Annotated in this window: 22 protein-coding genes; 13 read left to right on the top strand and 9 right to left on the bottom strand. The window is 58.3% G+C overall.

What is annotated here, in order from left to right; translation table 11 throughout:
• The first annotated feature begins 13 nt into the window (after nucleotides 1-13).
• From FE795_RS03180 to FE795_RS03170, 3 genes are all read left to right on the top strand, one after another.
• Nucleotides 14-1,099 (top strand): efflux RND transporter periplasmic adaptor subunit, encoded by a 1,086-nt coding sequence (locus tag FE795_RS03180; protein WP_003803710.1) that lies wholly within the window; start codon nucleotides 14-16, stop codon nucleotides 1,097-1,099.
• Complete coding sequence (locus tag FE795_RS03175) at nucleotides 1,096-4,167, top strand: efflux RND transporter permease subunit (protein ID WP_219235670.1); 3,072 nt, start codon at nucleotides 1,096-1,098, stop codon at nucleotides 4,165-4,167. Before FE795_RS03180 ends, FE795_RS03175 begins: the two co-directional genes overlap by 4 nt.
• Nucleotides 4,168-4,356: 189 nt before the next feature.
• Nucleotides 4,357-4,839: a DUF3293 domain-containing protein gene (locus tag FE795_RS03170; protein WP_003803714.1), complete on the top strand. Its 483-nt coding sequence runs from the start codon at nucleotides 4,357-4,359 to the stop codon at nucleotides 4,837-4,839.
• Here the strand turns inward: FE795_RS03170 and FE795_RS03165 are convergent.
• Complete coding sequence (locus FE795_RS03165) at nucleotides 4,816-5,238, bottom strand: acyl-CoA thioesterase (RefSeq protein WP_003803716.1); 423 nt, start codon at nucleotides 5,236-5,238, stop codon at nucleotides 4,816-4,818. The genes FE795_RS03170 and FE795_RS03165 overlap by 24 nt on opposite strands.
• A gap of 288 nt (nucleotides 5,239-5,526) precedes the next feature.
• Between FE795_RS03165 and bioB the strand changes: the two genes are divergently transcribed.
• From bioB to FE795_RS03150, 3 genes are all read left to right on the top strand, one after another.
• Nucleotides 5,527-6,543 (top strand): biotin synthase BioB, encoded by a 1,017-nt coding sequence (gene bioB, locus FE795_RS03160; RefSeq protein ID WP_219235668.1) that lies wholly within the window; start codon nucleotides 5,527-5,529, stop codon nucleotides 6,541-6,543.
• Between the two features lies 1 nt (nucleotide 6,544).
• On the top strand, nucleotides 6,545-7,396 hold the full coding sequence (locus FE795_RS03155; RefSeq protein WP_059318661.1) for an EamA family transporter: 852 nt from the start codon (nucleotides 6,545-6,547) through the stop codon (nucleotides 7,394-7,396).
• A gap of 169 nt (nucleotides 7,397-7,565) precedes the next feature.
• Nucleotides 7,566-8,582: a BMP family protein gene (locus tag FE795_RS03150; RefSeq protein ID WP_219235666.1), complete on the top strand. Its 1,017-nt coding sequence runs from the start codon at nucleotides 7,566-7,568 to the stop codon at nucleotides 8,580-8,582.
• A gap of 101 nt (nucleotides 8,583-8,683) precedes the next feature.
• Here the strand turns inward: FE795_RS03150 and FE795_RS03145 are convergent, their stop codons facing one another.
• The 5 genes from FE795_RS03145 to FE795_RS03125 all read right to left on the bottom strand — a co-directional run bounded on the left by FE795_RS03145 (nucleotide 8,684) and on the right by FE795_RS03125 (nucleotide 14,296).
• Nucleotides 8,684-10,183, bottom strand: a complete 1,500-nt coding sequence (locus FE795_RS03145) for an MFS transporter (protein WP_219235663.1) — start codon at nucleotides 10,181-10,183, stop codon at nucleotides 8,684-8,686.
• A gap of 166 nt (nucleotides 10,184-10,349) precedes the next feature.
• Nucleotides 10,350-10,859 carry a peroxiredoxin gene (locus FE795_RS03140; protein ID WP_003803725.1) on the bottom strand — a complete coding sequence of 170 codons (510 nt, stop codon included), beginning with the start codon at nucleotides 10,857-10,859 and terminating at the stop codon, nucleotides 10,350-10,352.
• Nucleotides 10,860-11,236: 377 nt separating this feature from the next.
• On the bottom strand, nucleotides 11,237-12,562 hold the full coding sequence (locus FE795_RS03135) for a TRAP transporter large permease (protein ID WP_003803726.1): 1,326 nt from the start codon (nucleotides 12,560-12,562) through the stop codon (nucleotides 11,237-11,239).
• Nucleotides 12,559-13,194 carry a TRAP transporter small permease gene (locus FE795_RS03130; RefSeq protein WP_003803728.1) on the bottom strand — a complete coding sequence of 212 codons (636 nt, stop codon included), beginning with the start codon at nucleotides 13,192-13,194 and terminating at the stop codon, nucleotides 12,559-12,561. Before FE795_RS03130 ends, FE795_RS03135 begins: the two co-directional genes overlap by 4 nt.
• Before the next feature lie 118 nt (nucleotides 13,195-13,312).
• Nucleotides 13,313-14,296: a TRAP transporter substrate-binding protein gene (locus tag FE795_RS03125; protein ID WP_003803732.1), complete on the bottom strand. Its 984-nt coding sequence runs from the start codon at nucleotides 14,294-14,296 to the stop codon at nucleotides 13,313-13,315.
• 115 nt (nucleotides 14,297-14,411) lie between these two features.
• Between FE795_RS03125 and FE795_RS03120 the strand changes: the two genes are divergently transcribed.
• The 7 genes from FE795_RS03120 to FE795_RS03090 all read left to right on the top strand — a co-directional run bounded on the left by FE795_RS03120 (nucleotide 14,412) and on the right by FE795_RS03090 (nucleotide 20,231).
• Nucleotides 14,412-16,379 carry a PAS domain S-box protein gene (locus FE795_RS03120; protein ID WP_131071299.1) on the top strand — a complete coding sequence of 656 codons (1,968 nt, stop codon included), beginning with the start codon at nucleotides 14,412-14,414 and terminating at the stop codon, nucleotides 16,377-16,379.
• Nucleotides 16,376-17,014 (top strand): response regulator transcription factor, encoded by a 639-nt coding sequence (locus tag FE795_RS03115; protein WP_003803736.1) that lies wholly within the window; start codon nucleotides 16,376-16,378, stop codon nucleotides 17,012-17,014. The genes FE795_RS03120 and FE795_RS03115 overlap by 4 nt, the downstream gene beginning before the upstream one ends.
• Nucleotides 17,015-17,094: 80 nt before the next feature.
• A complete protein-coding gene (gene moaC / locus FE795_RS03110) occupies nucleotides 17,095-17,598 on the top strand; it encodes a cyclic pyranopterin monophosphate synthase MoaC (RefSeq protein ID WP_003803737.1) in 504 nt (167 codons plus the stop codon).
• A gap of 35 nt (nucleotides 17,599-17,633) precedes the next feature.
• Nucleotides 17,634-17,918 (top strand): molybdopterin converting factor subunit 1, encoded by a 285-nt coding sequence (moaD, locus tag FE795_RS03105; protein ID WP_003803738.1) that lies wholly within the window; start codon nucleotides 17,634-17,636, stop codon nucleotides 17,916-17,918.
• Nucleotide 17,919: 1 nt separating this feature from the next.
• Complete coding sequence (locus FE795_RS03100; protein ID WP_059318657.1) at nucleotides 17,920-18,399, top strand: molybdenum cofactor biosynthesis protein MoaE; 480 nt, start codon at nucleotides 17,920-17,922, stop codon at nucleotides 18,397-18,399.
• A complete protein-coding gene (gene moaB / locus FE795_RS03095) occupies nucleotides 18,392-18,922 on the top strand; it encodes a molybdenum cofactor biosynthesis protein B (RefSeq protein WP_059318656.1) in 531 nt (176 codons plus the stop codon). The genes FE795_RS03100 and moaB overlap by 8 nt, the downstream gene beginning before the upstream one ends.
• A gap of 103 nt (nucleotides 18,923-19,025) precedes the next feature.
• Nucleotides 19,026-20,231, top strand: a complete 1,206-nt coding sequence (locus FE795_RS03090) for a molybdopterin molybdotransferase MoeA (RefSeq protein ID WP_131071297.1) — start codon at nucleotides 19,026-19,028, stop codon at nucleotides 20,229-20,231.
• A gap of 218 nt (nucleotides 20,232-20,449) precedes the next feature.
• On the opposite strand, the gene mobA is transcribed toward FE795_RS03090, so the two are convergent.
• The 3 genes from mobA to FE795_RS03075 form a co-directional block, all read right to left on the bottom strand.
• Nucleotides 20,450-21,031 carry a molybdenum cofactor guanylyltransferase MobA gene (mobA, locus tag FE795_RS03085; protein WP_081050097.1) on the bottom strand — a complete coding sequence of 194 codons (582 nt, stop codon included), beginning with the start codon at nucleotides 21,029-21,031 and terminating at the stop codon, nucleotides 20,450-20,452.
• Nucleotides 21,032-21,045: 14 nt separating this feature from the next.
• Entirely contained in the window at nucleotides 21,046-22,299 is a 1,254-nt protein-coding gene (moaA, locus tag FE795_RS03080; RefSeq protein ID WP_230406253.1) for a GTP 3',8-cyclase MoaA, read from the bottom strand.
• A 68-nt stretch (nucleotides 22,300-22,367) separates the two neighbouring features.
• Complete coding sequence (locus FE795_RS03075; protein WP_039943870.1) at nucleotides 22,368-23,474, bottom strand: substrate-binding domain-containing protein; 1,107 nt, start codon at nucleotides 23,472-23,474, stop codon at nucleotides 22,368-22,370.
• Between the last annotated feature and the right edge of the window lie 76 nt (nucleotides 23,475-23,550).

Below are 23,550 nucleotides of genomic sequence, written 5' to 3'. Positions count from 1 at the left end.
CCCGGAGTCCTGCATGGCTCTCTTTCGCTCTCTTAGTCCTGTATTGAGTTTGTCCACCGCCCTGGTTCTCATGGGGTGCAGCCAGCAGACCCAGGAGGCTGACCCGCGCACCCAGGCGCCCTTGGTGATTCAAAGCATGGTTCAAGCCAAGGCGGATCAGCAACGGCGCTTTCTGGGACTGGTCAGCGCACGAATCGAAAGCCCACTGGCCTTCCGGGTGGGCGGCAAAATTGACACACGCCATGTCCAAAACGGTGAACATGTGAAAAAGGGGCAGCTCCTCATGACGCTGGACCCCAAGGACCTGCAGTTGGATCACCGCGCCCGTCTGGCCGCCGTACAAGCTGCCCAGGCTCAGGCCGAACAGGCCGAATCGGATTACAAGCGCCTGTCTTTGCTGGTCGACCAGGGGGGCGTCTCTCGTCAGGCCCACGAACAAAGCAGACAGGCGTTGCGCAGCGCTCAGGCCAATCTCAAGTCCGCCCAGGCACAGGCCGAAATCGCACGGAATGCCGATCAGTACAGCGCCCTAAAGGCAGATGCGGATGGCATTATCACTGCGCAGATGGGTGACGTTGGCCAGGTTGTCAGTCCCGGTCAGGCCGTGCTGCGTCTGGCTCTGGACGGCCCGCGAGAGGTGATCGTCAGCCTGCCTGAACAATGGGATATTCCGCTGGGCACCCGCGCCACGATCGAGCTGACCGACTCCCAGCAAAGCCTGCCCGCCCGATTGCGCGAACTGGCCCAGTCCTCGGACCCGGCCACGCGCAGCTATCAGGCCCGCTTCTCCTTTGACGATGAAAACATCAGCGCCCGCCTGGGTTCCAGCGCCATCGTGCACCTGACACCCCCGGAGGCGGATGCCTTGAACCAGGTTCCCCTCACCGCGCTTTACGATCCAGGCAAAGGCCCGGGCGTGTGGGTCATCGACGCTCAGAACACCGTGCATTGGCAGGCAGTGACTATCGCCAAGCTGGCCCAGGAACACGCCTACCTTTCCGATGGGCCCGATGCGGGCACCCCTATCGTGGCGCTGGGCGCCAATCTCTTGCACGAAGGCCAGGAAGTGCGTCCTGAAACACGCGAGGCCAAGCCATGACAGGCCGCTTCAATCTTTCCGCGCTGGCCGTGCGCGAACGGGCCATCACTCTATTTCTGATCATCGCCCTGGCGGCGTCCGGCATCTACTCCTTCGTCAAGCTGGGTCGGGCAGAAGACCCGGCGTTTACCGTCAAAGTTCTTACCGTTACCACCCTGTGGCCCGGTGCCACGGCCCAGGAAATGCAGGATCTGGTGGCCGAGCCCCTGGAAAAACGCATGCAGGAGCTGCGCTGGTTTGACAAAGTGGAGACTGTCACCCGTCCCGGCACTGCCCTGATGGTGGTGACCTTGAAGGACACCATGCCCCCGGCCGATGTCCAGAGCGAGTTCTACCAGTTACGTAAAAAGCTCCAGGATCAGGCGCCCAGTCTGCCCCAGGGCGTACAGGGCCCTTTCGTCAATGACGAGTATTCGGATGTGTCGTTCAGCCTGTTCGCGCTGCAGGCCCCTGGTTTGCCGCCCCGCCTGCTGACCCGGGAAGCGGAGAAGGTACGCAGCCAGTTGCTGCAAGTGCCCGGCGTCAAGAAGGTCAACATCCTGGGGGAGCAAAGCGAACGTATTTTCATCGATCTGGACGAGACCAAGCTGCACAATTTGCAACTCAATCCCCAACAGATCCTGCAGGCCCTGTCGCAGCGCAGCGCCATGACCCCCAGTGGCGCCATCAGTACCGACGGGCCACGGATTCATCTGCGCCTCAGTGCGGGACTGGATAATGTTCAGGCGATCAGCGACACCTATATTTATGTTCAGGGTCACGCGCTGCGTCTGGGCGATATTGCCACCATCAGCCGGGGCTACGAGGACCCGCCCAGCTTCGAGATTCATCATAATGCGCAGTTTGCCATGCTGCTGGATGTGGTCATGCAAGAAGGCTATAACGGCCTGTACCTGGGCAAAGATCTGGAGAAAGCGCGCGAAGAGATTGCTGCCGCCCTGCCTTTGGGATTCTCGCTGGAGACCGTGACCAACCAATCGGTGAATATTGCCTCGGCGGTGGGCGAGTTCATGTTCAAGTTCTTCGCCGCGCTCAGTGTGGTGCTGCTGGTGTGCCTGATCAGCATGGGCTGGCGGGTGGGGATCGTCGTGGCCGCTGCCGTCCCCCTGACACTGGCCATGGTGTTTGTCATCATGATGATGACAGGCAAGGTCTTTGACCGAGTCACACTGGGCGCGCTGATTATCTCGCTGGGCCTGCTGGTGGACGATGCCATTATTGCCATCGAGATCATGATCGTGAAGATGGAAGAAGGCATGGACCGCCTGAAGGCCGCCGCCTACGCCTGGAATCATACGGCAGCCCCGATGCTCTCTGGCACGCTGGTGACCATTATTGGCTTTCTGCCCGTCGGGTTTGCCCGCTCCTCTGCCGGAGAGTATGCAGGCAACATCTTCTGGATTCTGGCAGCCGCCCTGTTGACTTCCTGGGTGGTCGCCGTGGCGTTCACGCCTTATATGGGCGTGAAGCTCTTGCCCGCCATTGCGGCCCGCCCAGGGGGCCATCAAGCCATTTACGACACGCCCAACTATATGCGCCTGCGGCGCATGATCGCCTGGTCCGTACACCATAAGTTTCTGGTGGCCGGTATTGTGGTGGGGGCCTTCATACTGGCGGTGGTGGGCATGGGTTTCGTCAAACAGCAGTTTTTCCCCACGTCCGATCGGCCTGAACTGCTGGTGGAGGTGCAGTTGCCCGAAGGCAGCAGCATCCAGTCCACTCAGGCCGTCACCCGCAAAGTGGAAAGCTGGCTGCGCGAGCAGCCTGAAACACGACTGGTCACCAGCTATGCCGGACAGGGTGCGCCACGCTTTTTTCTGTCCTACAACCCGGAACTGCCGGACCCTTCGTTTGCCCGTCTGGTCGTCCTGACGGCGGATCATCACGACCGCGATGCCTTGCTGCAGCGCTTTCGTCAGGTGGTGGCCGATGGTCTGACTCCCGAGGCACGGGTTCGCGCCACCCAACTGGTATTTGGCCCCTCCACCAAGTATCCGGTCGAGTTTCTGGTTCGGGGCCCCGAACTGGACAGGTTGCGCGACATTTCGGAACAGGCCATGGCCATCATGCGAGCCGACCCGGACATGCGTCAGGTCAACGTGGACTGGGGCGCACGCGTGCCCGTGTTGAAGCTGGATATAGACCCGCAACGCCTGCAAGCCCTGGGCTTGAACCGCCAGCGTCTGGCCGAGCAAATTCAGCTGCAACTCGATGGTACGACAGTGGCGGAATACCGTGAGGACCTGCGCAATGTCCTGGTCATCGCCCGCAGCTCGGCGATCAACCGGCATGACCCCACCCGACTGTCTGGCCTGACCGTCACCAACGACCAAGGCAAGAACCTGCCACTGGAACAGATTGGGAAATTGGAGATGATCCAGGAGGAGCCCAAGTTGGCTCGCCGCAATCGTTTACCCACCATGACCGTGCGCGGTGACATTGCTCCACACGTTCAGCCGGCAGAAGTGGCCAACCGAGTCATGGAGGCATTTGCTCCCCTGCAAGCCTCTCTGCCACCGGGCTATCTGATCGAGATGAGCGGGATTACCGCCGAGGCCAAGAAATCCAACGACGCTCTGTTGCCGGTCTTTCCGGTCATGATTGCGCTGATGCTCCTGGTCATCGTGATCCAGGTGCGTTCGCTCTCGAACATGATCATGGTATTTCTGACTGCCCCCTTGGGACTGATTGGCAGCGTGCCGGCCCTGCTGATCTTTCAGCAGCCCTTTGGCTTCACCGCCATTTTGGGGCTGATTGGTCTGGCCGGCATCCTGATGCGTAACACGCTCATCCTGATCGAGCAGATCAAGACCAATCGCGCCGAAGGGGCCTCCCCCTATGATGCGGTGATTGAAGCTACCGTCCAGCGCGCCCGCCCGGTTATCTTGACGGCGCTGGCCGCCGTGCTGGCGTTTATCCCGCTATCGTTTTCCGTGTTCTGGGGATCCATGGCATTGACGCTGATCGGCGGCACAGCCATCGGCACCATCCTGACCCTTTTATTCTTGCCCAGCCTGTATGCCATCTGGAATCGCATCCAGGACCCACGGGTCGCATCCCTTGCTTGAAGGCTGAAACTGTGTAAATAATGGATGCATGGTCTGAAACAAGCTCCCCGCACCCGGCAGATTTTTTCTCTGCCGGCTGCCTCCCATTAAAAATGGGCGCCTTTTGCCGGGGGTGGGCTTTAGCACAGAAACCATGCATCCCACTGCCTGTTTTGTGGGTCCAGAGAACAGAACGACGCAAGATAGCTTATGTCTACACAGAAAGACCTGCCCGCCGCCCTGTCTCACGCATTCGAGAAGGCGATCTACCGTGTACATAGCCCGCAGGGCGATATAGATGTGCGTATCGGCCAGTTCAACAGAACCTTAAATCAGTTACTGCAACAGGAAACCAGCCGTGGGGCGGCGATTTTGACCGCCTGCAATCCAGGCGCACAAATTTGCAGCCGTGCTTTTAACGACGCAGTCCAGGAAAGTTTGCTGCGTAGTTTGCAGAAACTGGACTTGCGCTGGTGGCCTGCAGTCAACCTGGACCCCAATGGTAAATGGCCAGATGAACCCAGCCTGCTGGTACTCGATATCAGCCTGCAACAAGCACGCTGGCAAGCGCGCCTGTTCAAGCAATTGGCTTTTGTCTACATCCCGCTCGATGGCAAGCCGGCCTTGCATGATGTGCAACAACGCCTGCCTGCGTCGAATCAGGCCCAGTTAAACAGCACCACCTCCCTCTAGACGCTGACGAAAACCGGGGGCAATGGCCGCCGCTTTGAGTTTTCCCCCGGGCAGAACCTTCGCCCACGCGCGCCACTCATGACCGCTGGCAACCTGTACCCCGTCCATATTGAAGACCTGGTATTCCATCTTGAAACGTCCCTCCTGCCATTGGACGACCCGCACCCCAATACGAATTTCCTGGTCATAAGTCACCGGCGCACGGAAATTGGCGCCCACATCCACCAGTGGTGTCACCGCGTCGTACTCACTTTGCAAAATACGCTGACTCAACCCCACTTGCCGCAGCCAGGCCTGATACGTGCTGTCAAACCAATAAAAATAATTGGGATAAAAAACAATCCCGGCCTCATCGCAGTCACCCCACTCCACGGTGATGCGGCGCTCGAACACATGCATGTTGATCCTTTGACAAATTTGCCCCTTAGTTTAGCGCGGATAAAAACCTCGAACCCTGGGCAATCAGCCTGTCAATCAGCCATTGAAACATTTTGCAAATATTTGGATGGAAACAATTTGCATCAACATAAATGATGAAAATTAGAAGAAATTAAGCGAATTTTCATTCAATTAACATGAAAACAAGCCAGTCAGCCCGACAATGGCGTGCTATCGACAGGGCGGCAAAGTCGTCTTTCAGTGAGGCAGAACCTAGCATAGCCGCGTCACTGAATAAGGTAGCCTGCCATGTCTGTAAATACCCCCGCCCTCTGGACGATCCGTCGCATCATGGAGCTGTACGAGTTGCCTTTTATGGACCTTGTATTCCAGGCACAGACTGTCCATAGACAACACCACCCTGCCAATCAGATCCAGCTCTCCAGCCTTCTGTCCATCAAGACAGGCGCCTGTCCCGAGGACTGTTCCTATTGTCCACAGTCGTCCAAGTACCAGACCGAGCTGGAACCCGAACCCCTGATGCCTCTGGAGAAGGTGCTGGAAGCCGCGCGTGCGGCCCAGGCACAAGGAGCGCAACGCTTTTGCATGGGCGCTGCCTGGCGCTCCCCCACCGAAAAACAGCTGGATCAAGTCATTGATATGGTCAGCGCTGTCAAAGCAATGGGACTGGAAACCTGTGTCACCCTGGGCATGCTCAAAGAAGGCCAGGCCGAACGCCTTAAAGAGGCCGGACTGGACTACTACAACCACAATCTGGACACCTCGCCGGAATTCTACGGACAGATCATCAGCACACGCACCTACCAAGACCGGCTGGACACCTTGGAACGTGTCCGCGCAGCCGGATTGAACAGTTGTTGCGGCGGAATCATTGGCATGGGCGAGAGCCGGCGCGAGCGTGCCGGTCTGCTTGCTCAACTGGCCAATATGCGCCCCTACCCCGAGTCCGTGCCGATCAATCAACTGGTTAAAGTGCCCGGAACGCCTCTGGATCAGGTCGAGGACCTGGACCCTTTCGAGTTTGTGCGCACCATCGCCATTGCCCGCATCCTGATGCCCACCAGCGCCGTACGCCTGTCTGCCGGCCGCGAAACCATGGACGACAGCACCCAGGCACTGTGCTTTATGGCCGGAGCCAACTCGATTTTCTACGGCGAGCAATTGTTGACGACTGGCAATCCGCAGTTTGTGGCCGATCAGGACCTGTTTGCCCGACTGCAACTGGAAGCTGCCAAAACCACCTTGTCCGAACCACCTCTGTCCCTGGAACAGACCCGACCACGCGCCATGCTCGAGGCTCTCTGACATGCTGACCCTGTTCGCCAGTATTCTGTGTAGTGTTGCCGTTTCCATTTTGCTGAAGATCGCTCGCCAGCGGCAGATCGATGTGGCTCAGGCCATCATGGTCAACTACGGCGTAGCAGTCACCTTAAGCCTGGTACTGTTGCAACCCCATCCGAGCAGCCTGCTCAATCCTGCTACCCCGTGGTGGATTCTGATTGCGCTGGGCGTCCTGCTGCCCAGTGTCTTTCTGTTCATGGCGGCCGCCGTCCGACAGGCTGGCATCGTACTCAGTGACGCCGCCCAGCGACTGTCGCTGTTTCTACCCTTGTTGGCTGCTTTTCTTCTGTTTGGCGAACACATGGGCGGCCAGAAACTGCTGGGTATTGCCCTGGCCCTGACTGCCCTGCTGTGTTTGCTGATACGCCCCCGCTCATCCAGCAGTCAGGAGCCGGGATCCGGGCACCCTGCCCTGATGCTGCTGGCGGTATGGTTAGGGTATGGCGTGATCGACATTCTGTTCAAGCAGCTCTCCAAAGCGGGCGCTGCCTTCTCCAGCAGCCTGGTTGTGTCCTTTTCCCTGGCGGGTGTGCTGATGTTGTGCTGGCTGTTGATCAAGCGCTGCCAATGGCACAAAGGTAGCCTGCTGGCCGGACTGGTACTGGGTTCACTGAATTTTGGGAATATTTTCTTTTATATTCGGGCCCATCAGCTCTTTCCCGAAAACCCGACTCTGGTGTTTTCTGCCATGAACATCGGCGTGATTGCGCTGGGAGCCCTCATTGGAGCCGGTTTCTTCAAAGAAAAGCTTAGTGCGCTCAATATCGTGGGTGTTGTCTTGGCCATAGGAGCCATCGTCGCGCTGATTCCCCGTTAAACAGCCCCCTGCCGGGCCAAGCCCATCGGGGCCCGGCAAACCGCACTATAAGAAAAGCCATATGATTGACATTTAAAGCGACGGGGCACGACTGCTTTTCATCTCCTGTAGATTAGAAAAAACAAATTCTACCGACGCTCACGTCGGAGACTACCCAGGAGACATCATCATGACCGGATTAACACGCCGCCAATTACTACTGGCCACCTGCGCTGCAGCGGGCACATTGGCCACGCCTTGGCTCAGCCGCCGCGTTCTGGCTGCCAGCAAACCGGTGGTCGCTGCCCTGTTCTGCGGCCACATCGATGACAACGGCTTCATGCAGGCGGGCTACCAAGGCTTTAAAAAAGCCATGGATCAGCTCGCTCTTAGCGGCCATTACAAAGACCAGGTTGCCAATGAAACCCAGGCGCAGATAGCCGCCTTGCGTGAACTGGCCACTCACTACAAACCTGACTTGCTGATCGCTCACGGAGGTCAGAATACCGACGCCGCACTGGCTGTCGCCAAGGAGTTCCCTGATATCCGCCTGGTGATCACCCAAGGAGCGGTTACCGCCAGCAATCTGAGCAGTTACGACGTTCGTCAGGAAGAGTCCGCCTGGCTGGCCGGTGCCTATGCAGCCCTGATGACGAAAACCGGCGTGGTGGCACACCAGTCCGGGATACGGGTGCCACCGGGCTTACGCGCCCGTGCGTCCTATGCGGCTGGCGTCAAGCACGCCAATCCGGAGGTGAAGCTGCTGACAAATTTCTCCGGCAATCAGGATGATATTGAGCTGGCCGCCCGCGTCACCCAGGCTCAGGCCAAAGCCGGAGCAGACATCATCTACACCATGCTGAACAAAGGACGTAGCGGCACAACGCAGGCCTGCCGTGAACTGGGCATCAAGCAAATCGGCAATGTGATTGACTGGGTGGCTCGCGAACCCGATGTGTTTATAGGTTCGGCCTGGGCGGATGTAGGCATTGGCGTTTTTCAAGCATGCAAGGACCTGAGCGAAAACAAGTTCGAGTCAGGCAAGATCTTTAAGGTGGGCTTGCAACAGCCTGATGCGGTACGGCTGATCATGGCTCCCGATACCCCGGATGTCGTGCGCCAGCGTATTTCAGCGCTGCAGCAGGACATTCTAAGCGGCAAGATTGAGGTTGAGGCCGAATTTAACGGGCCTGAATTCCAGATTTAAGATTCAGGCAGGCCTACAAAAACCCAGGCGTGGCCTGGGTTTTTTCATGAATGAATCATGCTTGAAAAGGCTACAACACCATGTCCGATTCTGGCGAGGGCTCAGGAACCCGGATCTGACGATGTACGCTTGCTCTCTGCGTCTTCGGCGTGTCCCGGGCTTCCCGTATCGATCTGCTTCCCAGAGCCATCCAAGTCTGCGGCGCTGCCCACGACGGGATCAACCCCCTTGTCTTTCTCTGTATGTGTCGCCCCTGCAGATTCATCCCCCTCCTTGCGCTCCATGGCCGTGCTTTCCATCGTTGCGGGCACCCGCTCTTGAACGGGCGGCAGATCCTCGAACACCGGGTCGTGCGACACGTCAGAGCTGATATCCACGCGTGGGTCCAGCGCCACGGCGGCTGCCGAGCTTTGCAAACTGTCGGGCATGGGCACAAAAGTGGTGGGAGCATCCTGGCTCAAGTGATCACCCAGTACCTTTTGCGGACGAACCAGCAAGACCAGCGACAAGCCACAGACCGCCACAAAGATGTAATACAGATTGCTGCCGATATAGGTCATCAGGCCACCGGCCAGCAGCGGCCCCACACAGGCCCCCAGCCCATACACCATATAAAGAATGGCACTAAGACCTACGCGCCGCTCCGGATCGACGTTGTCATTGGCAAACGCCGCCCCCAAGGGATACAGGGTGAATTGCAGCACCCCGAACATGGCCGAGAAGATCAGCAAAAACCAAAACGGCACCTCGAACCAGCCCCATAATGGAATGGCCAGGGCCAGCAAACAAATGGCATTGATGCGAATCAGCTTGACGCGGCTCATGCGATCCGCCAGCCAACCTACCGGCCATTGCGCCAGAACGCCCGCGGCCACCGACACCGCCACAAACAAGGCAGCCTGCTCACTACTTAAATGCACGCGCACAGCGTACACCGGTGCCAGACCATAAAAAGCACCCGTCAGCATACCGGCAACCAGCAACACCATCATGGACAGGGGCACTCGATCAACGTAATAGCGTGCATTGATCGGCGCTGGTACCTGCAAAGGCGGGTGACTGCGGCGGGTAATGGCCACGGGCACCAGACTGAAGGCCGAACAAATGGCCACAAATACCAAGGGCTCGTAATTCAAATGGGGAAACAGCGTCAGGGACAACTGTCCCAACACCGTACCCAGGCTGGAAAACACCATGTAGATGGCAAAAATCGTACCGCGCTGGCTGTTGTCACTTTGCTCATTCAGCCAGCTTTCAATCCCCATAAACTGCACCACCATGGCCGCGCCCGCCAAAAAGCGCAGCAACAACCAGACGTACATGGAGTCGATCAGAATCTGAAGCAGCACACAAATGGTGACAATAGCCGCGCTGGCCGCATAGGCCCGAATATGGCCTACCCCCATGATGAGGCGATGTCCCATACGGGCGCCAAAAACCAGACCCAGGTAATACACGGCAATCAGGCCGCCGATCCACACCTCTGACACCGAGATGGCCGTCAGGCGCACCCCCATGAAGGTATTGAACAGGCCCGAGCTGAGCAAGAGCATCAGGGTCGCAAAATACAGGGACGAGAACGCACCCACCGATGTCAGCATCCACACATCCTAAAAAAACTGCAGAACCGCCCAGGCCATCGCGATCGTTCAGGTGTCGGCACCGATATCGCGACAGAAGCACGGTAAAAAAAAAGCGCCAGCTTGCAGCCAGCGCTTTGTAAGCCTTCTCTCCCACGCCACGCCGGACTGGCGCGGGATCAGATACTTAAGACTGTACCTGTTTGAGCAGGGTGTCTGCATCCGTTGTGTGCAGGCCACCGTCGTTGTCAATGTTCAGCTGCGTGACAACGCCGTCGTCCAGCAAAGCAGAAAAACGCTTGGAACGAACGCCCAGACCTTTGGCGGTCAGGTCAAATTCCAGACCCAGTTTCTTGGTCCAGACCGCGCTGCCATCGGCCAGCAAACGAACTTTGCCATTGACGTTCAGGGACTTGCCCCAGGCGCCCATCACGAAAGGATCGTTTACCGCCACGCACCAGATCTCATCAACGCCAGCCGCCTTGAACGCCTCTGCCTTGGCGATAAAGCCAGGCAGGTGCTGCTCGGAGCAGGTGGGAGTGAACGCGCCTGGAACGGCAAACACGGCAATTTTCTTGCCTTTAACCAGATCAGCCACCTGAAAGTTATTGGGGCCCATAGGGCAGCTTTCCGTGGCGGTTTCAATGTACTCGCTAAGGGTCGCGTCTGGAACGCGCTCACCGACTGAAATGGACATAAGGTCTCCGTATGAATAAATACCGCCAGCATGGCGGCCCGAACAACCTATGATACTAATAGACTGGCCGCGCCAATAGGCAAATAATACTTATCAGTACGTTTCACTTGCCTACATGCCGGGGGAAACCCATTCAACAGAGCCCAGTCATGCAATAAGCGCAAGACGCCAGCAGCAGCCGACGATCGATTCTGACATCAGGCTGTTTCAACACACACCAAAGCAGCCGCTGCACAAAAACAATCTGCCCGCCCACAAAAAAGGCCGGGCTTGTCGCCCGGCCTTCAGGGTGATTCACGTTTTACACAGACGACATAACGCCGTGCTGCCCCATTATGGGCTCACCCCGCCCTGACCGCGGATAGCAATCAGGACTCCTACAGCCATCCCATCATGCGGGGCAGCCAAAGCGTAATTTCCGGAATGAAGGTAATCATCAGCAGGAAGGCCAAACCGGTCAGCAACCAGGGCACCGTGGACTTGGTCACTTCGGTCAGCCCCAGCTTCGATATGCTGGAGGCCACATACAGATTCAAACCGACCGGCGGTGTCGCCAGCCCGATCTCCATATTCACCACCAGCATGATGCCAAAGTGAACCGGGTCCATGCCCAGCTTCATGGCAACCGGAAACAGGATGGGAGCCATGATCAAGATCAGACCCGAGGGCTCCATCACCATGCCGATCACCAGCAGCAAGACGTTCACAAACAGCAGGAACGCGATCAGGCCCATGCCCTGCGACACAATCCATTCGGCAATCGCCTGTGGAATCTGCTCGGAGGTCAGGATGAAGGCAAACATGACCGCATTGGTGATGATGTACAGCAGCATGGCGCTCATGGCTGCCGATTCCAGCACAATGCGTTTTACCTCACGCAGCTTCACATCCTTATAGACCCAGACGGCAATCACAAAGGCGTACACGGCACTGATGGCGGCCGCTTCGGTGGGGGTAAAGACACCGGAATAGATACCGCCCATCACAATGACGATCAGCATCAGGCCCCAGATGGAGTCCAGGAAGGCACGCCAGCGCTCTTTGTAGGAGGCACGCGGCATACGGGGGTAGTCCAGTTTCCAGGCACGGAACATGGTCGTTGCCCCCAGAAGGAATGCCAGGATCAAACCTGGAACCACGCCGGCAATAAACAGCTGACCGATCGAAGCTGTGCCCACTTTGGCGCCGTCCGGACCTTCCACCATCATGCCACTGGTGGCCACGGCGTACATCACCATCACAATCGACGGTGGCAGCAAAATGCCCAGACCGCCCGACGTTGCCACAATCCCGGTACCAAACTGCGCCGGATAGCCTTGTTTGACCATGGCCGGAATCATGATGGAACCAATGGCCGCCACCGTCGCCGGCGACGAACCGCTGATGGATGCAAACAAGGCGCAGGCCAGCACGGCCGCCAGACCCATGCCACCGGGCATGTGCCCCACCAGGGAGGCGGCAAAACGAATCATGCGCTGGGCGACCCCGCCATGAGTCAGGAAACTGCCCGCCAGAATAAAGAACGGGATCGCCATGATCTCGAACTTTTCAATCCCGGTGAACAGCTTGAGCGCAATACTGTCCATCGGAACTTCGGTCATGGTGAACAGAAAGCCCATCACCGTCAGGCCCAGGGCAATCGATACGGGCATGCCTGTCAGCAGCAGGACAGCCAGCATGGCAAAAATAATCAGGGCGGTCATGCGCGCGCTCCTTCAGATTCAGACAGACCGCGCTCTGTTTCAGCCACCAGATCCGCCACCGGCTCGTGATTGGGCAAATGCCCCGTCTGAATAAAGTTCATCAAGGCCTGCAGAAAGCGAAAGCACATCAGCAACGAGCCTGCCGGCACAGCCAGATACACAATCCACACGGGCACTTCCAGATCAGCCGACACCTGGGCCGTCTGGGCAATGCCATAGACAAAGCTGCCACCGATCCAGGCCACAATCGCGGTGAACAAAGCGCCCGACAACAGAGAAATCACCACCAGCAGATGACGCCAGCGCGGTCCCACCGCGTTCACCAACACGTCCACCCCCACGTGGATGCCAATGCGCACGCCATAAGCAGCGCCGAACTTGGCCATCCAGACGAACAGGTAAATGCACAGCTCCTGTGCCCAGAGCAGGTTGATGCCGGCCACGCTTCGATAGGTAGAACGAGCCATGGCCATGACGGACTCATAGCCCTGAGCCCGCGACCAGGCCACCAGGTCCGCCAACAGACTGACCGAGTAGCGCTGGCAGACCGCTACAAAAATAATCACTACGGCGGCCACCATCAGAAATGAAATGAACATTTCCTCAAAGCGGTCCAGAAATCGTAAAAACATGGGTAGCTCCAGACTACAGTTGGCCCGCCCGGAACCGGGCTGGCGCAAACAGAGAGCGGGAAGAAAGGAAGAACAGGTCTGAATCAGACCTGTATAAGACAATCAGATGACGCTGCTCTTATTCGGTGGCTTTATAGAAAGCGTCAATCACGTCCTGACCGATACGCGAAGCCATTTCCTTATGAACAGGGCGCAGTTGCTTGACCCATTGTTCGCGCTCCGCATCACTGAGCTGGTAGAACTGAGTCTTGCCGGACTCTTCCATGGCTTTCATGGAGTCGTTGTTCTCTTGCTCGGCAATGTCGTTGGCATACACCGTGGCCTCGCTCATGGCTTTTTCCATGCCTTGACGAATATCGTCAGGCAGGCCTTCCCAGAACTTCTTGTTCACGATCACGGCGTAACCCAGGTAGCCGTGGTTAGACACGGTGGCATGCTTTTGCACTTCGTGCATTTTCTGGGTGTACATGTTCGAAGGCGGATTCTCGGTGCCATCCACAACACCCGTTTGCAAGGCCTGGTAGACCTCGGAGAACGCCATCACCTGGGGGACGGCATCCAGTGCCTTGAACTGGGCTTCCAGCACCTTGGAGGACTGGATGCGCATTTTCAGGCCCAGAAAGTCATCCACGCTTTTCAGCGGGCTGTTGGCGCTCATGACCTTAAACCCGTTGTCCCAGTAAGCCAGGCCCTTGATGCCCTTGGGCTCCAGTTTGTCCAGCAGCATGCGGCCCACGGGCCCTTCGGTGACTTTGCGCAGATCGTTGCGGTCATTGAAGATGAATGGCAGGTCAAACACCTCAAATTCGCGCACACCCAAAGGACCAAACTTGGCCAGCGACGGTGCCAGCATGTGTACCGCGCCCAATTGCAGGGCTTCGAGCTCTTCCTTGTCTTTGTACAGTTGCGAGTTTGGGTAAACCTCGACAACCACCTTGCCCTCGGTGTACTTTTCGGCCAGTTCTTTAAAGCGCACGGCCCCCTTGCCCTTGGGCGTATCGGGCGATACGACGTGGCTGAACTTGATGATCAGGGGGTTGGCCATGGCGGGCGCGGACAGAAACACGGACGCCAGCACGCTGGCCACAAGGGTCTTTTTCATGGTTGCCTCCGGTCGGTGGGGAGCCGACACGTGTTATTGATTGATTTGCGTGAAAGCGTGTAGCTTAAAAAAGCGGTCCCGAATTATCTATTGTGGAAATCCGAAACCTTTTGCCATGATGCGTCTTGCTCGCCCGTCCGGATTCATACGCCAGGCTGCCTCGCGTACCCTGACCCCTCACCCGCTCAGCAGCTATGTGCCGATTCTGGCCATCCTGATTATTGTGCTGCTGATGGGCGTATTTGCCTGGGCGGTCAACAAGGAGCGCACGGATGAGCAATCCAATGAACTGATCCGCAATGCCTTGTGGGTGGAACAATCCCTGTCCTTTCAACTGCGCTCGCACGAAAACAATTTAAGCCGCATTGCCAGCGAAATTGAAATGCACTCCCCACCCATCACCACCCAGACGGCTTTAACGCAATTGCAGCATTTCAAGACGATTCATCCTGACCTGCTGAAAGTGGCCATCCAGGACCGCTTTGGCACGACCTTGCTGGTACGTCCACCCGGCGCCGACACCCGTATTGCGGCCCACGTCAGCACACCCAGAACCTCGACCTGGCTGCCAGCCTATTACTCCAGCGAGCACCAGGAAAGCGTGCTGGATCTGGTGGTTCCCATTTACGAGGACAATGCGATTGTCGGCACCTTGCGGGCCACTTTCTCCCTGGCGACCATCCTGATGGAAAACGTGCCCTGGTGGATTGCCGAGCAGTACCATGTTTCCCTGATTGACCAGGGCGACCAGACGCTGGCCACGCGCTCCAAAGGCGAGCCCGGCCCAAGCGAGCTGCGCTATGCCATGTCGGTGGACCCTCCCTTGCATGGGGTGCGTTTGCTGATGATCCCATACCCGCAGCAAAACATTCCCACGTTCACACTGCTGATGACCGTCATCGCCGGCCTGGCCTTGCTGGCTGTGGTGAACCTGGCCATGCAGCACCACTACGCCCGCAAGCGCCGTGATGCGGAACTGGCATTGATGCAAGAGCAGGCCTTTCGCAGCGCCATTGAAAACTCCATGGTCACTGGCATGCGCGCCCGCGATCTGGACGGCAAGGTGCTGTACGTGAACCCCGCGTTTTGCGAGCTGGTCGGCCGCCGCAGTGAGGACATTATTGGCCTGGCCCCGCCCATGCCCTGGTGGGTGCCGGAGATGATGGATGAAACCCTGGAGCGCCGGGACCGCCTCAAGTCCACCCGCGCCGTGCAGGTTTTTGACACCCAGTTTCAACGACCCGACGGCTCTCGCGTCGATGTGCAGGTTTTTGAGTCCCCCCTGATTGATGCCCAGGAACAGCATGTAGGCTGGATCAGCTCCATCATTGACATCAGTTCGCGCAAGCAGGCCGAAGCCCTGGCCAGTTCACAGTCTGAACAACTGCACCACACAGCCAAGCTCATCACCATGGGCGAGATGGCCTCTACGCTGGCCCATGAACTGAATCAGCCCCTATCGGCCATTGCCAGCTATGCGGCTGGCTCCCTGAACCTACTGGGTGCAGAGCCGCTGGACCCCAGGCAGCTGCGACGCGGGCTGGAGAGTCTGGCTGACCAGACGCGTCGCGCCGGGCAGATCATTCACCGTATCCATGATTTCGTGCGCAAGCGAGATCCGCAGCTCAGTCCCCTGAATCTGCCCGATGCCCTGCAGGGTGCCCTGGCCATGGCCAAAGCGGGCCTGCGCCATCACCAGATCCAGTTGATTGTGCCCTCCCACCCCGAGCGGCTACCCGTCATGGGCGACAAGGTTCTGCTGGAGCAGTTGATCTTCAACCTGCTGCGCAATGCGGCCGAAGCCATGTCAGGCCTGGAGCCGGAACGGCGCATTCTGGAAGTGACCATGCAAGCCAGCAATGGCGTGGTGCTGGTGATGGTGGCCGACCAAGGGCCCGGTGTGGCAGCGACGATCATGGCCGAGGTCTTCCAGGCTTTCACCACGACCAAAGCCCAGGGCCTGGGCATAGGCTTGAATATTTGCCGCTCCATTGTGGAGCTGCACCATGGCAAACTCTGGTTTGAAAACGGGGTTCCCCACGGTGCCACCTTCCTGTTTTCCTTACCCCTGATCGAACTATGACTAAGCGCGCTCCCCTGGTCCATATCGTGGACGACGACCCAGCCATCCGCGATGCCTTGTCCTGGCTGTTTTCCACTCGGCAGGTCCATACCGAACAGTGGGAGAGCGGCGAGGCTTTTTTAGCTGCCCTGGGTCCTGACACCCACGGCTGCATTTTGCTTGATATCCGCATGGAGGGCCTGTCCGGGCTGGAGGTATTCGAGCAGTTGCGCGACCGCCAGTCCTGCCTGCCTGTCATCTTTCTGACAGGTCATGGCGACCTGCCGCTGGCCGTATCAGCCTTGAAACAAGGCGCGGCCGACTTTATTGAAAAGCCCTTTAATGACAACGATCTGGTGGATCGGGTTCTGGATGTGTTGCGCAGTTACGAAGCCAGTCAGCAAGAGCGGGACGATGAGCAGGCGCTGGAAGAGCGGCTCGATACCCTTTCCCAGCGCGAGCGCGAAGTGCTGGCGCTGGCCCTGGAAGGACGTCTGAACAAACAGATTGCCCAGGAGTTGAGCATCACCATGCGCACCGTGGAGGTCCACCGCGCACGAGCTCTGGAAAAAATGCAGTCGCGCACCCTGATCGAACTGGCGCGTCTGCTCGATCCAGCACGCTTGCGCGAAGACCGCCCCCCTCCAGGGCCTTAGGCGGGGCCCGCGCTGCGGATGTATATAATGCAACCATAAACAATTAGAACCGCGCACTAGGCCCGGTCTCCGGAGCGATCATGAGCACCACTACCGAAAATACTGATTTGCACCTTTCCCATCTGGATGAGGATGGAAAGGTTCAGATGGTCGATGTCAGCCATAAATCGGCCACCGCCCGCTCGGCCACTGCCCGCGCCGTGGTTCGCCTGAGCCCGGCCGCCTACCAGTTGCTGTCGGCCCAGCACAATGCCAAAGGCGAGGTGCTGAACACCGCACGCGTGGCGGGGGTTCTGGCCGCCAAGCGCTGCGCTGAACTGATCCCCATGTGTCACAGTCTGCCCCTGGATTTTGTCGGCATTGAGTTTGAAAGCGATGCCGCAGCGGGCACCATTGCCGTACTGGCCACCTGCCGGACCCGCTACACCACGGGCGTCGAAATGGAAGCCATGACCGCCTGCTCGATTGCGGCGCTGACGATTTACGATATGTGCAAAGCGGCTGACAAAGGCATTGTGATTGAGCAGACCCGTTTGCTGGAAAAAACCGGCGGCAAAAGCGGGACCTGGACGGCCTCGGTATAGGGCCTGTTGACCCTAAGCCCTTTCACGGAGATAGCATGACAAGCCCTTTGACCCCGACCAACAGACCTGAGAGCTCCACATTACGTGTCCTGTACTTTGCCCAGGTAGCCGAACGCACCGGCCAGCGTCAGGAAACCTGGGACTGGCCGCAGGAAGGCACCGTCCAGCAATGGACCGATGCCCTGCTGGAGCGCCACCCAAATTTGAGCGACATGGCCGGCCGACTGCATGTAGCGGTTAACCAGTTTCACGCCAAACCCACCGACCCTGTGCGCCCCGGCGATGAAGTGGCCGTCTTTGAGCCCGTCACCGGAGGTTAAAATGGTACGTATCCAGACCGAAGACTTTGATGTGGCGGCCCTGAATGCCGAGCTGCGTGCCACGGCAGGCGGCAAGGCCGGTGCCATGGTGACATTTACGGGTTATGTACGCGATCAGGCCGATGGCACCGCCACCGAATCCCTGTTCCTGGAACACTATCCTGGCATGTGCGAGCGCGAAATCGAAACCGTGTGCGAGCAGGCGCGCCAGCGCTGGCCCATTCTGGATACGCTGGTCGTGCACCGCGTAGGCGAACTGCATCTGAACGAACAGATTGTCTATGTTGGGGTCACCAGCGCCCACCGCGGCGATGCCTTTCGTGCCTGCGAGTTCATCATGGATGTGCTCAAAACCCGTGCGCCCTTCTGGAAGCGCGAAACCCTGGCCGACGGCCAGCGTTTCTGGGTGCAGCAGCGCGACAGCGACGCCCGAAAAACCGATTCCTGGAACACTACTGCGGACACCAGCAAGCATGTCTAAAGCTCAGACCGACCGACCTGCCGCACGTTTGAACGTTGCGGTTCTGACCATCTCAGAGCGCCGTGGCCCCGACGAGGACACATCGGGCGATTACCTGGCAAGCAGCCTGAGCGAAAGCGGTCACCATTGTGTGCAGCGCGCCATCAGCAAAGACAATATTTATGCCATTCGCGCCATCTTGAGCCAATGGATTGCAGACCCCGACATCCATGTCATCCTTTGCAATGGCGGTACCGGCTTCAGCCATAAAAAATCCACCATTGCGGCGGTAACACCGTTACTGGATCAAGTCATTACCGGCTTTGGCGAGCAGTTCCGGTATTTGTCGTATCAGGATATTGGCTCCTCGGCCTTGCAGTCCGATGCCTTGGCGGGAACGGCCAACCGCACGCTGATATTTTGCCTTCCCGGTTCGGGCGGCGCCTGCGCACTGGCCTGGGAGAATATCCTGAAAGAACAGTTGGACAGCCGTCATCGTCCCTGCAATTTTGCCTCCCAGTATCTGGAACCGCATTCCCCTTAAAGCCTGAAAGCACCGGGGCCATCCGCACCCCCAAACGGTTCTTTGGGGCCTGCCCCTCCCCTGCTTCAGCCACGACCTTGTTTTATCGACTGTATCCAATCCTATGATCGAATTTGACGTAGCTCAGCAGCGCCTGGCCCAAGCGGGACAAGCCCCCACCCAAACCGAGCACTGCGAACTGGCCCACGCCCTGGGACGTATTCTGGCTCAGGACATCACCGCCCAACTGGACATGCCGCCCGCCGACAACAGTGCCATGGACGGCTATGCGCTGCGCCTGAGCGACATTGTCGAGGGCAAGGAACTGCCCATTCAGCAACGCTGCTATGCCGGGGATATTCCCGAACCCTTGCAAGCAGGTATGGCGATCCGCATCTTTACCGGCAGCATGTTGCCAGCCGGCGCCGATACCGTCGTCATTCAGGAAAACTGCCAGGAAGATGAGCACGGGGTGCGCATTCTGGAAATGCCCGTGGCTGGCGTGAACATCCGTCGCCGGGGCGAGGACATGCGCATGGGTGACGTGTTGATCACCACAGGTACCAAACTGACTGCGGCCCATATTGCGCAATTGGCGGCGCAAGGCCACGCTCAGCTACCGGTCTATCCACAACTGACTGTCGGCATTTTGACCACAGGCGACGAGCTGACTCCTGCCGGACAGCCCTTGCAAGCCGGCCAGATCTACAACTCCAACGCCCCCATGCTGCGTGCGCAACTGCAGGCGCTGGGCGTGGAGTCAGTGCACGCCGTCCATGCCAAAGACACGCTGGACGCTATTCAGGACGCCTTGAAAGACTTGCTGCAACGCTGCGACCTGGTTCTGACAGTCGGCGGTGTATCCGTCGGCGAGAAAGACTTTGTCAAACCTGCCATCGAAGGCATGGGCGGACAGCTGGATCTGTGGAAAGTGCGCATGAAGCCTGGCAAACCCCTGGCGCTGGCCTACATCGACAACAAGCCGCTGGTCTGCCTGCCCGGCAACCCGGTCTCTTCCTACGCTGTGTTTTCCTTGATGGTCTCTCCGCTGATTCGCCGCCTGCAAGGCCGCAAAGACGCACTGCCCGCCACACGCTTCGGCATTTTGCAAGGCGAGCGCCAATTCAAGGGTGACCGCGAAGAGTTTATCCGGGTACAGGTGGACAACGACGAGCTGGGCCGCCTGCTGGTGCGTCCATTCGGCAACCAGGGCTCTGGCGTGATCAGTTCTCTGCCCTGGGCCCAGGCACTGGCCCGCATCCCCGCAGACACCACCGTAGTGCCGGGTGATGCCGTTCGGCTCTATGAATACAGCCAGTGGCAGGCCTAGCTTCAGGGGCTCATTCCGCTTTTGGCTTGGCCCTACAAAACCGCCCTGCTCGGGGCGGTTTTTTTATGCCGTGTGTTGACGCAATTCTCGGATGTCGCCGCGACAGACACTCTGCCCTTAACGCGTTCACGTCAGGACACGCGGATACGTGAACGACCCTATCGCCCCCTCTTTTCTGCATGTATGCGTTCAGGGGAAACAGAGGAGCCCCAACAGGCCTACCAGCTTTGCGCCTGATCCAGATCCTGTGGCGTATTGATATTGAAAAAGGCATGTTCGGGGGCATCGCGCAAATCCACCGCTATCGCGCCTATGCTCTGCAGAAAATTCATGACACGACGCTCACCACTGAGCAAATACGCTTTCAGCACCGCAGCCTGATCGGCACGCAGCAACAAGCAAAGGGGGTGGCTGCGTTCGGCCTGCACATAAGCGGCAACGGCACCCTGTTCTTCTACGGCCCTGCTCAGGCGTTTACCCAGATCGCTGGGAACAAAAGGCAAATCGACCGGACAGGACAAGACCCAGGGTGTGGTGACCTGATCGAGCACACTGGCCAGACCGGCCAGGGGGCCCAGATAGCCCTCCAGCTCAAGCGCATCGGGGACCACGCGGCCCCAATGCACATACTGCTCAGGATTGCGATTGGCACTGATCAATACAGGGCCGACCTGCGGGCGCAGGCGACGAACCACATGCTGAACCAGCGGCTGGCCCTGCAAGAGCAACAAGCCTTTATCAATCTGGCCCGACAAATCAAATCGCCGGGCCCGCCCGCCTGCCAGCACGATACCGCTCATGTCCTGTGTGCTTATCATCCGCCGATGTAACTCATTTCTATACGGTCACGACTCGTGGTTTGCTCGCCACGAATCTCGGAATATCGGTCCTGCCGTCCGGTCCAGACGCCGTGCATATAGGCGGCTAACTGCTCGTCAGACGCGCCCGAGCGCAATTGCGCCCGCACATCATACCCCTGAGACGCAAACAGGCACAGAAACAGACGCCCTTCCGGGGAAAGACGCATGCGCGAACAGTCGCCACAGAAAGGTTGGGTCACGCTGGTAATCACCCCCACCTCTCCAGAGCCATCCTTAAAACGCCAGCGACTGGCGACTTCCCCACGATACTGTGCCGCAACGGGCTCCAGCGCAAAGCGGGACTGGATACGTGCCACTATCTCCGCTCCGCTGACCACCTCCTGAAGGTTCCAGCCGTTGCTGGTGCCCACATCCATGTACTCAATAAAGCGCAGGATCTGGCCCGAACCCTTGAAGTGTTCCACCATGGGCAGAATCTGATCGTCATTCAGACCTTTGCGCACCACCATATTGACCTTGACCGGGCTCAAGCCTACCGCCTGCGCCTTGGCAATGCCTTCCAACACCGTGGAGACGGAAACGCCACTGTCACTTAACTGCGTGAAACGGGCGTCATCGAGCGCATCCAGGCTGACAGTGACACGATTCAAGCCCGCCTCTTTCAAGGACTGGGCTTTGCGACCCAATAAAGTGCCATTGGTTGTCAACGTCAGTTCCACCGGCTCACCCTGCGGGGTGCGCAGCTTGGCCAGCATCGCGATCAGCACTTCGATGTTTCGTCGCAACAGCGGTTCGCCTCCTGTCAGCCGCAGCTTGCGCACGCCCAACGACACAGCCTGTCGTGCCACCCGCTCGATCTCTTCAAAACTGAGAAGGGAAGAATGGGGCAGGAACTCGTAATCCGTACCAAATACCTCCCGCGGCATACAGTAGGTACAGCGGAAGTTGCATTTGTCCGTCAGGGAAATGCGCAAATCACGCAAGGGACGCTGACGTTTGTCCCGGGGCTGCCCCTCGACCGGCGCAAACCGCACGGTAGGGCGACGGGACGCGTCGACACGGCCCGTTTGCGGCGTCTGCTCAGGGCGGGCTAGCACCGCCTGTGCAAGCTCCGATCCAGAGGGCGGCGTATCGCCTCGCCCAGGAAAAGCGATCTCCGAATCCGAAGAACTCGCCTCTTGATATGGCCTGGCCTGAGCGCTGTCTACAGACAGAGGCTCACGTTTTGGCCCATGCTCATCGCTCATGGTGTTCTCTTTTTCAAGGACAGGGTTCGTCCCCGTCTCATGGTGTGTGTTTTCATCATGCAAAGGGCTTAACGCCAAAGCAAATCGGCAGCCCGCCCAAATGCCTGTTCCAGCGTCATGATCTGACCTAGCCCCCGTGGGTCGTAACCCACCAGATCTTCCATAAATTGACTATACGCGCAACCGCCAATCACGTTCATCAATTGCTGCATAGGAGCCTTATCCAGCAACTCCTGCTCGAGCGCAATGAAGTAACGTTCCTGCGCCAGGGGTATGAACTCCAGCCCACAACGGCTGGCCGCCGTTTCCACGCCCAGGCCGGTATCGGCCATGCCACTGGCCACATGCGCTGCCACCGCCATATGCGTCAATTCTGTTGTTTCAAAGCCCAGCACCGCATTCGTGTTTACCCCTAACTGACCCAGCAGCAAGGTAGCCAGAAAGCGGGTGCTGGAACCCATCTGCCGGTTTACAAAGCGCACATCGGGCCGCAGCAAATCCGCCATGCCCGTGATGTTCTTGGGGTTGCCCTTTTCCACAAACAGGCCTGTGCGTCGGGTAGACAGAAAAATCAGTCGGTGACGCGCCGGTGACAGCCACTGTCCGTACCGGCGCAAAGCCGCCGCCTCAAACTCACCCACTGGCACCTGAAAGCCGGCCAGATCGCAATCCCCGCGCTCCAATGAGGCCAAGGCCTCGATCGCGGTGCGGTAACGCAGCTCCAGAGGCAAACCCTCGCGTTCGTTGGCAAAGCGCATCAAGCCTTCAATCGCAAATCCATGGCTGGCCTGAAACCGCAGACGGTCCAAGGGTTGAGCGTACAAACGACCCAGTTCCTCTTCCAGCTCGGAAGCCATGCTCTCCAGGGTTGGCGTCAGGCGCGCATCCAGACGCCGGTTCGCCCACAGCAAACGCTGGGCGAACTCGGTCAACTTGGTGCCTTTGCGGCGGGACGTCTCCAGCAGGGCCGCATCAAACTGTTTTTCAGCATTGCGCAACAAGCCCCAGGCATGTCTATAGGAAAACCGGCATTCCTTGCTGGCTCCGGCCAGATGCCCCAATCGTTCGATGGCACCTAACAGACGCAGCACGTCTCCCATGGGAAGCTCAACGCCGTCTGCATTTTCCAGAATCCATTCAGAGCGCAGCCGGGCTTTGAATTTTTGTTTGGTCATGTGTTTTTTAAGACCGGTCGTGTTTTCGTATTTATGTTCTGTGCTGCATGTACCAAACATTATATATGCGAATAAT

Source organism: Alcaligenes ammonioxydans (assembly GCF_019343455.1).
GTDB classification, from domain to species: Bacteria; Pseudomonadota; Gammaproteobacteria; order Burkholderiales; family Burkholderiaceae_B; genus Alcaligenes; species Alcaligenes ammonioxydans.
Note: the sequence above shows the minus strand (reverse complement) of the source record. Positions and strands in the feature narration are given on the sequence as shown.